At 73.0% G+C, this 14,990-nt stretch carries 10 protein-coding genes and 2 pseudogenes; 7 read left to right on the forward strand and 5 right to left on the reverse strand.

Annotated elements, in window-relative coordinates:
* Positions 1 to 5 precede the first annotated feature (5 nt).
* Complete coding sequence (locus tag ACLF6P_RS09945; protein WP_415949575.1) at positions 6 to 935, reverse strand: ABC transporter ATP-binding protein; 930 nt, start codon at positions 933 to 935, stop codon at positions 6 to 8.
* 106 nt (positions 936 to 1,041) lie between these two features.
* On the opposite strand from ACLF6P_RS09945, the pseudogene ACLF6P_RS09950 reads away from it, so the two are divergent.
* The 3 genes and pseudogenes from ACLF6P_RS09950 (at position 1,042) to ACLF6P_RS09960 (ending at position 4,316) form a co-directional block, all read left to right on the forward strand.
* Positions 1,042 to 2,254, forward strand: a pseudogene (locus ACLF6P_RS09950) (sensor histidine kinase).
* Positions 2,255 to 2,376: 122 nt separating this feature from the next.
* The gene (locus ACLF6P_RS09955; RefSeq protein WP_415949576.1) at positions 2,377 to 3,027 is read left to right on the forward strand and encodes a response regulator; all 651 of its coding nucleotides are present in this window, start codon (positions 2,377 to 2,379) and stop codon (positions 3,025 to 3,027) included.
* Between the two features lie 134 nt (positions 3,028 to 3,161).
* Positions 3,162 to 4,316 (forward strand): ROK family transcriptional regulator, encoded by a 1,155-nt coding sequence (locus tag ACLF6P_RS09960; RefSeq protein WP_415949577.1) that lies wholly within the window; start codon positions 3,162 to 3,164, stop codon positions 4,314 to 4,316.
* A gap of 156 nt (positions 4,317 to 4,472) precedes the next feature.
* Here the strand turns inward: ACLF6P_RS09960 and ACLF6P_RS09965 are convergent, their stop codons facing one another.
* Positions 4,473 to 5,231: a GntR family transcriptional regulator gene (locus ACLF6P_RS09965; protein WP_415949578.1), complete on the reverse strand. Its 759-nt coding sequence runs from the start codon at positions 5,229 to 5,231 to the stop codon at positions 4,473 to 4,475.
* A gap of 206 nt (positions 5,232 to 5,437) precedes the next feature.
* On the reverse strand, positions 5,438 to 6,358 hold the full coding sequence (gene sigJ / locus ACLF6P_RS09970; RefSeq protein ID WP_415949579.1) for an RNA polymerase sigma factor SigJ: 921 nt from the start codon (positions 6,356 to 6,358) through the stop codon (positions 5,438 to 5,440).
* Between the two features lie 174 nt (positions 6,359 to 6,532).
* Here sigJ and ACLF6P_RS09975 point away from each other — a divergent pair, with 174 nt between their 5' ends.
* The gene (locus tag ACLF6P_RS09975; RefSeq protein WP_415949580.1) at positions 6,533 to 7,375 is read left to right on the forward strand and encodes an alpha/beta fold hydrolase; all 843 of its coding nucleotides are present in this window, start codon (positions 6,533 to 6,535) and stop codon (positions 7,373 to 7,375) included.
* 129 nt (positions 7,376 to 7,504) lie between these two features.
* On the opposite strand, the pseudogene ACLF6P_RS09980 reads toward ACLF6P_RS09975, so the two are convergent.
* A pseudogene (locus tag ACLF6P_RS09980) lies at positions 7,505 to 8,350 on the reverse strand (DMT family transporter); the annotation flags it as partial.
* A 176-nt stretch (positions 8,351 to 8,526) separates the two neighbouring features.
* Here ACLF6P_RS09980 and pdxR point away from each other — a divergent pair.
* Positions 8,527 to 10,089 (forward strand): MocR-like pyridoxine biosynthesis transcription factor PdxR, encoded by a 1,563-nt coding sequence (gene pdxR, locus ACLF6P_RS09985; protein WP_415949581.1) that lies wholly within the window; start codon positions 8,527 to 8,529, stop codon positions 10,087 to 10,089.
* 54 nt (positions 10,090 to 10,143) lie between these two features.
* Here the strand turns inward: pdxR and ACLF6P_RS09990 are convergent, their stop codons facing one another.
* Positions 10,144 to 10,554, reverse strand: a complete 411-nt coding sequence (locus tag ACLF6P_RS09990; protein ID WP_415949582.1) for a VOC family protein — start codon at positions 10,552 to 10,554, stop codon at positions 10,144 to 10,146.
* A gap of 170 nt (positions 10,555 to 10,724) precedes the next feature.
* Between ACLF6P_RS09990 and ACLF6P_RS09995 the strand changes: the two genes are divergently transcribed.
* Both ACLF6P_RS09995 and ACLF6P_RS10000 read left to right on the forward strand, forming a co-directional pair.
* Entirely contained in the window at positions 10,725 to 12,170 is a 1,446-nt protein-coding gene (locus ACLF6P_RS09995; RefSeq protein ID WP_415949584.1) for an SWIM zinc finger family protein, read from the forward strand.
* Positions 12,167 to 14,854: a DUF6493 family protein gene (locus ACLF6P_RS10000; RefSeq protein ID WP_415949585.1), complete on the forward strand. Its 2,688-nt coding sequence runs from the start codon at positions 12,167 to 12,169 to the stop codon at positions 14,852 to 14,854. The genes ACLF6P_RS09995 and ACLF6P_RS10000 overlap by 4 nt, the downstream gene beginning before the upstream one ends.
* Positions 14,855 to 14,990: the final 136 nt, after the last annotated feature.

Consider the following 14,990-nt stretch of genomic DNA (forward strand, 5'->3'; position numbering starts at 1 on the left):
CGGTCTCAGGGGCGGGCGGGGGACGCGGCGAACTCGGCGTCCTGCGCGGTCAGGGCGAGATAGGCCTGTTCCAAGGAGGCCGTCTCATCGGCGAGTTCCAGGACAGGAATGCCTTCGCGGGCCGCGAGCGCGCCGATGTCGGCGGCGGTGACGCCCTCGACGGTGAGCTTCCCGTCCTCGTCGCGCGCGGCGTTGTGGCCCGCCTTGGTGAGCGCTTCGCGCAGCCGTGCCGGTTCGGTGCTGCGGACCCGTACGCGGGCGCCGCTGTGCTCGTCGAGGAACCTACGCATCGGGGTGTCCGCGAGCAGCCGGCCGCGGCCGAGGACGACGAGGTGGTCGGCGAAGGTGGCGGTCTCGTTCATGAGGTGGCTCGATACGAGGACGGTGCGGCCTTCTCGGGCGAGGCGGCGCAGCAGCTCGCGGATCCAGATGATGCCCTCGGGGTCGAGCCCGTTGGAGGGCTCGTCGAGCATGATCACGGGCGGGTCGCCGAGCAGGGCCGCCGCGATGCCGAGGCGCTGGCGCATGCCGAGGGAGTAGGTCCTGATGCGGCGGTCGGCCGCGGAGGTGAGGCCGGTCTCCTCCAGGACCTCGTCGACGCGTCTTGCGGGCAGGGAATTGCTGACGGCGAGGGCGCGCAGGTGGTTGCGGCCGCTGCGGGAGCCGTGCGCGTTCTGCGCGTCGAGGAGGGCGCCGACCTTGCGGAGCGGGTCGCTGAGCGAGGCATAGGCCCGCCCGCCGATGGTGGCGGTGCCCGAGGTGGGGCGGTCGAGGCCCAGGACGAGGCGCATGGTGGTGGACTTGCCGGCGCCGTTGGGGCCGAGGAATCCGGTGACCTTGCCCGGCTCCACGGTGAAGGTGAGCCCGTCGACGGCGCGGGTGCCGCCGTACTCCTTGGTGAGCGCTGTGACCTGGATGTCTGCCGTGTCTGCCATGGCTCAAGCCTCGCGAGCGGGGAGTCGGGGTACCTCCCCCGGCGGTGGGGAGCGTCTCCCCCGCGCGGGGGAACCGGCTGTCACAGGCGGCTGGCACGATGACCGCATGCTTCGATTCCTGCGACCACTGACCCGCGCGGTGACGTACACGCGCTGGGTGCACATGATCGTGGGGGCTGTGCCGACCGTGATCGGTTCGTTCGTCGTCGGGGTGCGGACGGATTCACCCGCGCACTGGCTTTGGCTCGGGCTGCTGCCCGTTCCGCTGGTCGCGGCGGCCGGCCTGGTGCCGGCGATGCGGCTGGCCGAAGGGCTGCAGGCGCGGCTGATGCTGTTCCCGGGCCGCCATGCACGGCAGGTGGACGGCGCGGCCGCGGAACCGGTCATCGTGGCGCGGCCCGCACAGACCTGGCGCGACCGGGTGGTCACGGCGCTGTGGATGGTGCTCCGCCTCCAGGCGGGCGGTGTCATGGCCTATGTGTCCGTGCAGGCGGCCGCGACCGCGCTGACCTTCCTGGGTGCGGCCCTGGGCGACGACCCGGGCGCCGACTCGCTGATCACCGTGCACGGCGGGCACTGGGCGTACGTCTTCCTCGTACCCCTGCCGCTGCTCCTCCTCGTCTACGTATCGGCGGGCGCGGGTGCCCTGATGGCGCGGGCGGCGCTCCATATGCTCGGCCCCTCCCCCCGCCGAACGGCTCGCGGCCCTCGAAGAACGCACCGAGCAACTCCTCGAACACAACCGCATAGCCCGCGAGCTGCACGACTCCATCGGCCATGCCCTCACGGTCGCCGTCGTCCAGGCGGGCGCGGCACGCGCCGCCGGCAGCCCGGAGTTCACCGGCCAGGCGCTTGCCGCGATCGAGGACACCGGACGCGCGGCGCTCGAAGACCTGGAGCGGGTCCTGAAGGTGCTGCGCACACCGGGTGAGCCCGCGCACCGGCGGCCCACGCTCGCCGAAGCCGGCCGGCTGCTCGATTCGGCGCGGGCCTCAGGGGCGAAAGTCGACGCGGAGATCACCGGGCCGGTCGACCGGCTGCCCGGTCCCGTCACACGCGAGGCGTACCGGATTCTGCAGGAGGCCCTCACGAATGTGCTGCGGCATGCGGGCGCAGTGCCGGTGACGGTGCGGATCACCACCGATGCGCGGCGGCTGCTGCTCACCGTGAGCAACCCGCTCGAGGGCACTTCGCTGGGCGCCGGCAGTGGATCGGGGCTGCGCGGGGTCCGTGAGCGGGCCACGCTGCTCGGCGGGCAGGCAAAGGCAGGACCCGAGGCGGGCGAGTGGCAGCTCAGGGTCGATCTGCCGGTGTCCTGACGAGCAGTCGGCGCCCCGGGCCCGCGGGTCCGGACCCGGCCCCCGACCCGGCTGCCGGGCCGCCCGCCCCGGCCCCCCGGGGGCCCCTGGGGGCACTTCGCCATGCCGCATAAGCTGGCCGCATGCTGATCAAGGTCCTCCTGGTCGACGACGAACCCCTCGTCCGTGCCGGCCTGAAGGCCGTTCTGGAAGCGCAGCCGGACATCGAGGTGGTCGGCGAGGCCGCGGACGGCGCGGCCGTGGTGCCGCTGGTCCGCTCGCTGCGCCCGGACGTCGTGGCGATGGACGTGCGGATGCCGCTGCTCGACGGGATCGAGGCGACCCGCGCGGTGCTCCGCTCGGTCGACGACCCGCCGAAGATCGTGGTCGTGACGACCTTCGAGAACGACGAGTACGTCTACGACGCACTGCGCGCGGGCGCCGACGGGTTTCTCCTGAAGCGCTCCCGGCCCGCCGAGATCGTGCACGCCCTCCGCCTGGTCGCCGAGGGCGAGACCCTGCTTTTCCCCGCGGCGGTACGGTCCCTCGCGGCCTCCTACGGCACGGCTCCCGCCCGCGCCGCCATGGAGCGTGCGGCGCTCACGGAGCGGGAGGCGGCGGTGCTGCGGCTCATGGCGCGCGGGATGTCCAATGCGGAGATCGCGGCCGAGCTGATCGTGGGCGCGGAGACGGTGAAGTCCCATGTGAGCGCCGTACTGGCGAAGCTGGGGGCGCGGGACCGGACCCAGGCGGTGATCGCCGCGTACGAGTCGGGGTTCGTCTCACCGGGCTGAGACACCCCGGTCCGGACGGCGCGCGTCCGTTCGGGACCTCGGGCCAGGGGCAGCCGGACCCCGGGCACTCGCCGTGGCCGGTGCGCGGCGAGTACGATCCGGCCAGGCAGGTCGCAGAGCAGGGAGGACGTACGTTGAGCCGGTTGACCGGTGGGGATCCCTCGCTGCTGCGGCGGATCAACTCGGCCGTGGTGCTGCATGCTCTGCAAGGTGTCGAATCCGCGACCCTCACGGAGATCACCCGCGTCACGGGACTGTCCCGGCCGACCGTCGAGGGCGTCGTCGAGGGTCTGATCGAGGCCGGACTCGTGGTCGAGGCACCGGTCGAGGAGGGTGCGGCCCGGCGTCAGGGCAGACCCGCCCGCCGGTTCCGTTTCCGCGCGGAGGCCGGGCATCTGCTCGGCCTGGAGATCGGCCCGCACCGCGTCGCCGCGGTCCTGTCCGATCTGGACGGCAGGATCCTCGGCGCCGGGCAGAAGCACGTCGACGCGACCGCCTCCAGCGATGAGCGCCTGGAACGGCTGCGCACCTGCGTCGCCGACCTGCTGCGCCGCGCCGGCATCGCCCGTGGTTCGCTGCGCGCGGTCGGCGTCGGCAGCCCGGGCATCGTGGAGGCGGACGGCACCGTACGCCTGGGGACGGCGCTGCCCGGCTGGACGGGGCTGCCGCTCGGCGAACGGCTGCGCCGTTCGTTCAAGTGCCCGGTCCTCGTGGAGAACGACGCCAACGCAGCGGCCGTCGCCGAGCACTGGAAGGGCGCGGCACGCGACAGTGACGACCTCGTCTTCGTCCTCGCCGGGCTGAGCCCCGGCGCGGGTTCACTGATCGGCGGCCGACTGCATCGCGGTTACGGGGGCGCGGCCGGTGAGATCGGTGCACTGCATCTGCTCGGCCGCGAGGTCACCCCGGAGACGCTGCTGTCGACGACCGACCAGCCGCTGCCGCCGCTCGACGAGCACGCGGTCACCGCGGTGTTCAGGGACGCGCGGGCGGGGGATGCGGGCGCGAAGGCGGCCGTCGAGCGCTACGTCCAGCGCCTGGTGCACGATGTGGCGGCGCTTGTGCTCGCCTTCGACCCGGAGCTGGTGGTGATCGGCGGCTGGGCGGCGGGGCTCGACGACGTACTCGAGCCGCTGCGGCGGGAGTTGAAGCGCTTCTGTCTGCGGCCGCCCCGGGTGGCGCTGTCGATCCTCGGCGAGGCGGCGGTGGCGACGGGTGCGCTGCGGCTCGCGCTCGACCATGTCGAGGCGGAGCTGTTCGCGGTGGAGGGCACCGTCACCGGGCGCTGAAACGGCAGCGCGGCCTGCGCGCCCGCGCCCGTATACGCGTGCGTCCGGCCCACCGCGGAGAGGGCGGCGGGCCGGAGGGATCGTACGGGTGGGGCGGGAGTCCCGGCGCTCCGGCCCGCGGAGGGGCGAGGAGCCGTCTCGGGGCCCGAGGAGCGGTCAGGAGGCCTGGCGTTCGGGCCCGCTGTGGAACTCCACGTCCCCGCCGAACGTCAGCCGGCAGGTGTCCGCCCGGTAGGTGGCGGCGGAAACCGCGGCCGTGCGGCCGCCGGGGCCGAGGTAGCGGGTCGTCACCAGGAGCACGGGCGCGCCGGGAAGGCGGTCGAGCTGACGGGCGTCGTCGGCGCGCGCCGAGCCGAGCTCGACCGAGCGGTCCTCGCCCTCGAAGCCGAGGCGCTGGAGTTCACGCAGCACGGTACGGGCCCGGGTGGCGCCGTCGGGCATGTCGATGGCGGGCAGGTCGGGCACCGATACGGCGGGCACGTACAGCAGGTCGGCGGCAACGGGCTGCCCGTTGTACGTGCGCGAGCGGCGCAGCACATGGACGGTCTCCGCCGGGCCCGTGCCGAGGAGTTCCGCGACGGCGGCGGGCGGCACCTCCTGCGCGGAGTCGACGGTCTGCCAGGCGTCTGAGGTGCTTCCGGGCCAGCCGTTCCCGGCGGCTCCGACGGCCACGCCCATACGGGGCGGGGCGACGGTGGTGCCGACGCCGCGGCGACGCTGCAGGCGGCCCTCGAGCTCCAGTTGTTCCAGTGCCTGGCGGAGCGTGGCACGGGCGACACCGAAGCGGGCCGCCAGCTGGCGCTCGTTGGGCAGAATCTCGCCGACCGCGAACTCGGAGTCGAGTGCCTCACCGATCACGGTCTTGAGGTGCCAGTACTTCGTCTCCGGAGCCGTCTCCAGCTGCGTGGTCCCCACCCTGTCCTCCGCATTCGCCCGGCTTCACCGCCCTGCCCCCGGCGGCTTTTTACGTGCCCTTGTTTATTAAAGGTTCCTGCACTATCCGCGACGATAAGCGCGCACCCCCACTTGGTCAAGACCAATCAGTGGTCCGTTACGGAGAGCGACACACGACGAAGCCCCCGCCACGGGAGGCGGGGGCTTCCAGGAATACAGGGCGTGTCTTACGTATCGGGAAATTCTGGTGATCGGCCGTCCGGGTCGGCCGTGAGGGATTCCAGTTTGGCCGGATTACGCTGCACGTAGACGCTCTGCACGAGCCCGTCGGCGATGTCGAGTTGCATCGTCACGGCGACCTTGCCGTCGATGAGGCCCAGGACCGCCGGGCCGCCGTTGAGTTCGGCGATGCGGAACGTATCGAGCTCCTGGCTCGACTGGCCCGCCACACCGTGCAGGAAGCGGCCGACCTTGTCCGCGCTCTCCAGGACGCGCAGCGGCGCCCTGGTCACGCCGCCGCCGTCGCCGACGAGGCGGGCGTCGGGGGCGAGCATGCCGATCAGTCCGTCCAGGTCGCCCGCCGCGGCGGCGGCGAGGAACTTCTCGGTGAGGGTGCGGCGTTCGACCGGGTCGACGTCGTAGCGGGGCTTGCGCTCGCCGACGTGTTTACGGGCCCGCCCGGCGAGCTGGCGCACCGCCGCCTCCGTACGGTCGAGGATCTCGGCAATCTGCGCGAAGGGGAAGCCGAAGGCCTCCCGGAGCACGAACACCGCGCGTTCCAACGGCGAGAGCGATTCGAGGACGACCAGCACGGCGAGCGAGACGGAGTCGGCAAGCACCGCCTGCTCGGCGGTGTCGGGCATCTTTTCGCCGAACTCGGTGTACACCGGCTCGGGCAGCCAGGGCCCGACGTAGGTCTCACGCCTCGACTGCACCTGGCGGAGACGGTCGATGGCGAGGCGGGTGGTGATCCGTACAAGGAAGGCACGCGGCTCCCTGACCGTGGCGCGGTCGGCGGCCGACCAGCGCAGCCAGGCCTCCTGGACCACGTCCTCCGCGTCCGCGACGCGGCCGAGCATCCGGTAGGCGACTCCGGTCAGGACCGGGCGCTGGGCTTCGAATTCGTCCACAGAAGTGTCGGTCGGCACCGCCCCATCCCACCGCGACCGGGCGCTTCGTGTCCAGCGGGCCCCGACAAGGGGTTACCGAACAGTAGTCCTTGCTGACACTATGTCTACGGGACCGGCGGCAGACGACCGGGCCCGCGGGACTGGCCGGCAGCCGTCCGGGCCACACAGCGTTGTCCACCGACGAGGAGCAGCATGTCCGCCACCGTCACCTTCAGCGTCGAGACCGCACAGGGACCGAAGGACGTGAGCGTCGTGCACCGGCGCGCGGGATCGGGCGATCCGGTGCTTCTGCTGCACGGCATCGGCCACCATCTCCAGGCCTGGGACCCGGTGTTCGACATCCTGACGGCCGAGCGCGAGGTGATCGCCGTCGACCTGCCGGGCTTCGGCGCCTCCCCCGGGCTGCCCGACGGACTCGACTACGACCTCGGCGGCATGGTGCCCGCCCTCGGTGCCCTGTGCGAGGCACTCGGCATCGGACGGCCGCACGTGGTGGGCAATTCGCTCGGCGGTCTGCTGGCGCTGGAGATGGGACGCGAGAAGCTCGTACGTTCGGTGACCGCGCTCTCGCCGGCCGGTTTCTGGACGCAGGCCGAGCGCCGCTACTCCTTCGTCACGCTGCTCGCGATGTACCGGGGAGCCAAGCTGCTGCCGCGGCCGGCGATCGAGCGGCTCTCCCGCACAGCGGCCGGGCGTGCGGCGCTGACCAGCACCATCTACGCACGGCCCGGCCGCCGTTCACCCGAGGCGGTGACTGCCGAGACGCTCGCCCTGCGGGAGGCCGCCGGGTTCCACCGGACGCTGGCCGCCGGACGCTCCGTCGATCTGCGCCATGCCTTCGACCTGGACACGGACGCCGTCCCGGTCACGATCGGCTGGGGCAGCCGGGACCGGCTGCTGCTGCGCCGCCAGGGGGTCCGGGCCAAGCAGACGCTGCCCGGGGCCCGTCTCGTGCGGCTGGCCGGCTGCGGGCATGTGCCGATGAACGACGATCCGGCTCTCGTCGCACGGGTCATCCTCGACGCCACGGCCTGAGTCCGGGCTGCCCTGGGCCGGGTCCCGTGTGGTCTCCCTGCTCCCCCTGCCCGTCAGGACCCCGGAGCCCAGGGCCACACCGAGCCCGACGAGCAGGCTGCCGGCGGCCTGCGCCGTGCCGTACTGCCCGGTGCCGACGAAGGGTGCGGTGGCCGCGGCCGCCACGGGGATGAGGCCCGAGAACAGGGTGGCCCGCTCGGCACCGATCCGCTGCATCGCCGCGTACCAGCAGACGAAGCCGATCACGGTGACGACCACCGCCTGCCACAGCAGCGCGGCGGCCTCCGTGGGCGTCGGCACGCGCAGCGCGTCGGTGCCCTGCGCCAGCAGGCCGACCGCGAGCGATTCGGCGGCCGCGATACCGCAGACCGTCGCCGAGAGCAGCTTCGGCCCGAGGGGGCGCACCAGCGGTACGGCGAGCACCGCGAAACCCACCTCGCCGAGCAGCGCGGCCGCCGAGAACGCGATGCCCGCCGCGTCGGTCCTGCCCCAGCCCTGCACGGTGAAGGCACCGGCCGCGACGAGCAGTGCGCCGTACAGCACCGGCCGGGCGGGCCTGCGGGAGTCGAGCAGCGGGACGAGCACGGCCACGACGATCGGGGCGCAGCCCACGAACACGCCGGGGACGGCGGGTTCGGCGGTGCGCTCGGCGAAGAGGATGGCCAGGTTGAAGCCGACCATGCCGACCGCCGCGAGCAGGGCGAGCCGTCCCCACTGGCGGCGCGAGAGCCGCTTGAGCGGGGCGAGTCCGCCGCGTCCCAGGAGCGGCAGGAGAAGCAGGGCGGCGAGTCCGTAGCGCAGGAACTGCCCTCCGGCGTACGGGTAGTGGCCGAGCACGCTGTTCGCGGTGAACGAGGCGCCGACGAGACAGCATGCGAACGCGGCGAGCAGCGCACCGCGTACGGATGCGAGGCGCGGGAGTGTGGGCGGGAGCGCGTGCGGGACGGGGCGGGTGGTGCGGTTCGGTCGTTGCATGGGGGTGACGCTAGGGAGGTACGCGGCCCGGTTTAAGGTCCACTTTCATGGATTCATCGGGGACCAATCCGGTCGGCTGCAGGGACGGTTCTGCCGGCTCGGGGCACGATTCGGCCGGCACGACGCACGGTCCGGCCCGCTCGGGGCACGGTTCGCGCGCGGAGGCCGGATGGACCATGGCCTGGGAGCTGCTGCTCCCGGCGGCAGCGGTCCCCGCCCGCTCCCGCGGCAAGGCGCTCCAGGCGGCCCTGCGCGAGGCGGTGCGCTCGGGGCGGCTGGCACCGGGCACGCGACTGCCGTCGAGTCGTGCGCTCTCGGCGGACCTCGGGGTCTCACGGGGGCTGGTCACCGAGGCGTACGAGCAGTTGACGGCCGAGGGGTATCTGCGGGCGGGGCGCGGAGCGGGCACGTGGGTGGGTGGCGCGGTGGCTGTCACCGAGGCCGGGACGGTCACCGGGGCCGAGGCGGTCGCCGGACAGGCGGGGGCTGTCGCCGGGCGAACTGCGGTACCCGGTGCGGGCGCTGCGGCGGGCGCCGCGCGCGACACGAGCGGCGTATCCGCGACGGCGCCGATCGAGGCGGAGGGGGACGGCGTCCGTCCGCGCCCGCCCGGACAGCCGCCGGAGACCCGGCTGAGTCTGCTGCCGGGCGTACCCGACCTCTCGCTGTTTCCCCGTACGACCTGGTCCGCGGCCCAGCGCGCGGTGCTCGCCGAGGTCCCGCACACCGCTCTCGGCTACCCGGACCCGCGCGGTCTGCCCCGGCTGCGTACGGCCGTGGCACAGATGCTCGCCCGCCGCAGGGGTGTGGTCGCCGATCCCGGGCGGGTCGTGATCTGTTCCGGGGTGTCCCAGGCCATGACGCTGCTCGGTCTGGTGCTGTACGCGCGTGGTGAGCGGACCGTGGCTGCCGAGGGCCCCGGCAGCCCCGAACACGCGGAGCTCTTCGGCCACTCGGGGATGCGGACCGTGCGGGTGCTCCTGGACGGGGAAGGACCGGAGGTCGCGCGGCTGCGCGAACACGAGGTGCGCACCTTCATCGCCACACCCTCACACCAGTTCCCTTCGGGCATCGCCTACTCGCCGGGGCGCCGCGCCCGGCTGCTCGACTGGGTGCGTTCGGTGGACGGTCTGGTGATCGAGGACGACTACGACGGGGACTTCCGCTTCGACCGTGCCCCCGTGGGGGCGTTGCAGGGCCTCGACCCGGACCGCGTGGCGTACACGGGCTCGGTCAGCAAGTCCCTCGCGCCCGGGATGCGGCTGGGCTGGCTCGTCGTACCGGAGGACCTCGCCGATGCGGTCGTGGCCCGCAAACGCCTCATGGACCTCGGCAATCCCGCGCTCGACCAGGAGGCGCTGGCCCGGTTCATCGAACGCGGCGACTACGACCGGCATCTGCGGCGCTGTCTGCGTACGTACCGGGAGCGGCGCAACGCGCTGACCGCGGCGCTCGCCGAGCATCTGCCGGGAACGGCGGTGACGGGGATCGCCGCGGGTCTGCACATCATCGCCGCCCTGCCGCCGGGCGGCCCGGCGGGCCCGGAGCTGGTGGAGCGTGCGGCGGCCGCGGGGCTCGCGGTGCGGCTGCTCGACGCGTACGGCCCGGTGCAGCAGGCGAACGGGCGGATGCACCCGGCGGACGGGCGGGTGCGGCTGGTGATCGGATACGCCCATCTGACGCCGTATCGCATCGACGAGGCGGCCGGGCTGCTGGCGCGCGTGGCCCGCGGCCGGTGAGGTGCGGCCGGGTGGGGTCCTGATCAGCCGCTCGGAGGAACGGCGGTCATCGGCTCAGGAGTTGGACCAGGAGCGGGTGGACAGGACCAGACGATAGCCGTCGGGGTCCTCGATCGTCACACCCCAGGTGTTCCAGTACGGGTTCGGGGAGACCACCCGCTTGCCGCCGTGCTGTTCGAGCCTGGCCACGAGCTCCTCCGGGACGGGGCCGTCGAGGTAGACGACGAGGAGGTCCTCCTCGGTGGGGCGCGGGGCGACGGGGGTCCCTTCCTCTTGGACGAGTTCCAGGTGCCAGTCGGCCTCCGGCCAGCCGAGCATCAACAGGTCGTGGCCGCCCGGCCCGTGGTCGTCCGGTGTGCGCCAGACCACGGCGAGGCCGAGGCCTTCGACCCAGAAGCGCTCGGCCGCGGCGAGGTCCTTGGAGGGGCGGGCGATACGAATGTGGCTGCGCGGGCTGATGTCCATGATCGGCAGCGTAGGGCGGATACCGCGGGCCGGCATCGGGCCCGGGTCGTAGGTCCGAAGGCCGTTGCACCGGCCGGGTGGCGCAGACAGGACATTGAAGGGGCTTCTGACCAGGCTCCTATCAGGTCATGTCAGCATCAATGTCAGTGCCACCGTCTACGGTCTTCCGCATGACGCGATCACTGCAGGCCGTGGCCTATCACCGACCCTCCGCCCTGGAGTCGGGACCGCTCGGACAGCGACTCGGACTCGAGACCTCCCGCGGCGTCACGCCCGCAGGAAGGGTCGATCATCCACGCTTCTTCTCGGGGTTCGTGACCGAGCCGCGGACAGCGGCGGCCGGGCTGCTCGCGGTGGCCGATGTGGCTGCGGCGCGCTATTACCAGCCGCAGCAGCCCGGTTCGTACGACCCGGTGGTGACCGGCAGCGGCGACCGGCTGCGCTTCGAGTCGTTCTCCGGCTGCGGCGGGGTGCTCGCGCGGCTCGACATCCTGGGCGAGGGCCTGGACGGGAGCGAGGTCGGGCACGGCACGACCAATGTGGATGTGAACCACCCGCTGCGGGAGGCCCTGTCCCGCGTCGGCTCGGATGATCCGCTCCATCTGCGGGTCGGGCCGGAGGAGTTGGCTGTGACCACGCTCGACGGTCCGGTCGTCGAGAAGAAGGTTCCGCTGCCCGACCGCTGGCTGCGCGGCTTCGCCGAGGCACAGGTCGCGGCCGCCGCATTCGAACTGCGCGCCGAACTCCCGGCCGCCGAGGCCGTGCGCTTCCTGCGCGGACTGCCGCGTTCCGGTGCGCGGGGTGCCGGACGCGGGGCGATGTGGGTGGTACCGGCGGGTCGCGGGCTGCGCCCGACGACGCGCCCCGTGCCCGGTGCGGTATGCCTCCCGGGGCCCGAGCGGCTCGCCACGCTGCAGCGGGTGCTGCGGCACGCCACGGCACTGCGCGTGTACGGACCCGCCGCCGCGGACTCGGCACCGTCGGCCGGAGCCTGGGAGGCAGTGCTGCCCGGGATGCGGCTCACCCTCACACTGTCCCCCGATGTGGCGCGCGGCTTCTCGGGCGAGGGCGGCGTGCTCACCCCGCTCGCGGGCGCCGAGGCCGCCGAGGACGCGGAGCTGATCTCGTTGCTGCTCTCCTGGGAGCCGCGGATCGACCTCGCCGGACTTGCCGCGTCGGCGGGTCTGTCCGTGGAGCGCGTCCGTGCGGCCCTGGTGCATCTCGGGACATCGGGACGAGTGGGGTACGACGCGGCGGAGGCGGCCTACTTCCACCGCGAACTGCCGTATGACAGTGCGCGCGTGGAGCGGCGCAATCCACGGCTCAGGGACGCCCGCGCGCTGGTGGCCCGCGGCTCGGTCACCCTGGACAACGGCCTGGACGGCGACCTGGCCACGGTACGGGCCGAGGACGGGCATGTGCACCGGGTCCGCGCGGATGCCGGGGTGCTGAGCTGCACCTGCGTGTGGTGGGCCAAGTACCGGGGCGGGCGCGGGCCGTGCAAGCACGCGCTCGCGGTGCGGCTGGTGCGCCGGGGCGGAACCGATGCGTCGGGCGAGGGGCCCGGCACCGCAGTGGCCGGTGCCGCGATGACGAGCGGGGAGAGCGCGCGATGACCCGTCGACTTCTGACCGATGCTGCTGTGGACGCGGCACTCGCCGAGGCCGCGCCCCCGGTGCTCGATGTGTACGAAGCGGTGCGGCAGGGGGATGCCACGCTTGCCGCGCAGTGCGTCCCCAAGCTCGATGCCGCCCAACGGCGCGTCTGCCTGGATGTGTTGAAGAAGCTGCGGGCGGCGAACCGTGGTGAGTGGTGGTGGGAGCTACGCGAGCCGCTACGTGCGCTGGCCGTGGCCGGCACGGGCTGCCAGACAGGGGCCGCGGCCGCCGCGGCCTGGTGCTCGGCGCGCGAGTTCGGCTGGGTGGAGCCGTCGCGAGCACTGCTCCTCGAGGTACTGGCCGACCGCGCGCCGGAGTGGCTGGCGGATCTGGTGCACCGGCTTGCCACGCGGCCGCCTGCGGCCAATGTCTCCTACGACCTGATGGCCGGTCTCGTACGCCTCGCCGGGTGTCCCGCCCCGACGACCGAGGCCTATGTGCACGGCTGGATCTTCTCGCACTTCCGCAGCCGGCGGACCTCGCTGGTCGAGGCACTGCGCGCCGACCCCGATCTCACCCCGCTCGTGCAGGCCGTCTTCGTGACGCCGGATGTGGGCAGTTACTCGCAGTTCACGTTCCCCGGTGAAGAGGGAGAGAACACCTGGCACGAAGCGCTGGCACTGCTCACGCGGGAAGGCCTCCTCGACCGGGCGATGATGGTCGACTCGTGTGTGGCCCGGCTGCTGCGTGGCGGACGGCAGGTCGACGAACGGTGGTTCCTGCACCTGCTCGACGCACTGGCGCCGACCCGCGAGGAGCAGCTCGCGCATCTCGCGGACTGGTGCGCCCTCGCCTCCGATGCCAGTTCGCCGGTGGCCGCTCGCGCCCAGGCCATGCTCGGGGCACTGGCTCAGGACGGCGGGCTCGGCGATGCGAGGCTCGCCGACGTCACACGGGCCGTGCTGTTCCGTACGGAGAAGAAACTGGTGCGGACGCAGCTGGTGCTGCTCGGCAAAGTGCTGAAGGCCCGCCCGGAAGCGGCCCCGGTGCTGCTGCCCGCGGTGACGGAGGCGTTCGGGCACAGCGATACCGATGTACAGGAGCGGGCACTCAAGCTGATCGGCCGGCACACCCGCTCCCTCGACCGCCTGCAGCTGGCGGAGCTCGCCACGGCGGCCGATCTGCTGTCACCCGGGCTGCGCGCCCCCGCCGCGGAGATCCTGGGGCAGCCGGTCGGTGATGCGGACGAAGCTCCGTACGCATACGAGGAGTTCCTGCCTCCGGCGCCCGAGCCTGTGCCGTTCGGTGCGCCGGTGGCGAGCGCGGCCGAGGTGGCCGAGGAGGTGAGCGTGCTCCTGGCGAGCTCGTCCCATGACCTCCTGGTGTTCGAGCGGGCGCTTGACGGCTTGATGCGGCAGGCGCATCGCGATCGCGACGCACTGGCCGAGGCGCTTCGTCCGGTGGTCGAGGCATATGCGTGGTGGCAGTACGTCCCCTCGTGGGTCGAACAGCCGAATTCCTCGCACTTCCTGTCGAGCGGGATCGAGATCGTCGTCGCGGCGGCACTCGGCCAACTGCCGACGGGGCTGCTGCATCACAAGGATCAGGAGGCCTGGTCCGGGGCGGCGGGGCACCGGACAGGCCCGGCGGGGGTCCACGGCGCGCGCTGCTGGGAGGCGGCCCACCGGATTCGCTCGACTCCCCTGCCGTTCCTCCTCGCCACGCCGACGGACAGCTCCGGCGCCATCGCCCCGGACGTCCTGGTGGAGCGCCTGGAGGAGTACACGAGGCTGGGTGCACGCGTCGGCGAGGCGGACTTCTGCCAGGCGCTGCTGCGGGTTCGGTTCGGCGACTCCGCGGAAGAGGCGGAGCGGCTCTCGTCGGCCGCGCGCGCCGAAGCCCTCGGCACCTCCTTCGGTGCTTGCCTCGCCGGGCATCTGCGCTCGGGGCGGCTGCCTGCGCCCTCGACGCACCGCAGGCGCCAGGAGCTCTACCGCGCCGACAGTGTGCTGATCGACCTCGGGGAACTCCCCCGGCTGCGCGAGCAGTTCCACGGACCGGCAGCGGACCTGGGGCTCCCGGTCACCTCGGCCCGGGCCCACCACGACCCCGTCACGCACTACCCGCACCTGCTCGCTGTGCTACCCGCGCAGCCCGACGTGGTGGCGGCCCGGCTGCTGCCGTTCATGTGCGGTGTGGCCTGCCACGACTTCTCGGCTCAGGCGGGATACCTGCCCGCACTGGCCGAAGCACCCGCTCCGGCCGGTGAGGCTGTACACCTCTCGGTTGCGTACGGACTTGCCGCCCGACGTCCGCAGGACCGGCTCGAAGCGGTGGACGCGCTGCTCGTGCTCGCCGCTCGCGGCGCCCTCGCGCCGGAACGCCTGGGCGGGGACATCACCGAACTGTGCGGCCTCGACCTCATCAGGCCGGGCCGTATCGCCGCGGCTCTGCGCTCCGCCGCCGAGACCGGCGCCTGCGCCACCGTCTGGGCGGTGCTCAGGGCCGCGCTGCCGGGCGTCCTCGGTGCGGAGGGCATCGCGCCCAAGGCGCTGGGCGACTTCCTGGAGGTCGGCGCGGAATGCGTCGAGCGGTGCGGGGCGCGTGGGGAGATACCGGAGGTGACCGCGCTGGCGGGGCAGGGCGGCAGGACGCGGGTGCAGCGGCAGGCGCGGCGGCTGTACGAGGCCCTGGCCTCGTAGTGGCGATCGCACCCGTTCCGGCCTGCGTGGATTTCCGGCGTGTTCCGTAAGTAGCCGTGCAGCAAAAGGGATCGAAGGCGGTTTAACCGGTCAGTCACAAAGCGTTCGTGATCACGCAACACCGATCGTTCACAGT

Source organism: Streptomyces lothianensis (assembly GCF_047779955.1).
GTDB lineage: Bacteria > Actinomycetota > Actinomycetes > Streptomycetales > Streptomycetaceae > Streptomyces.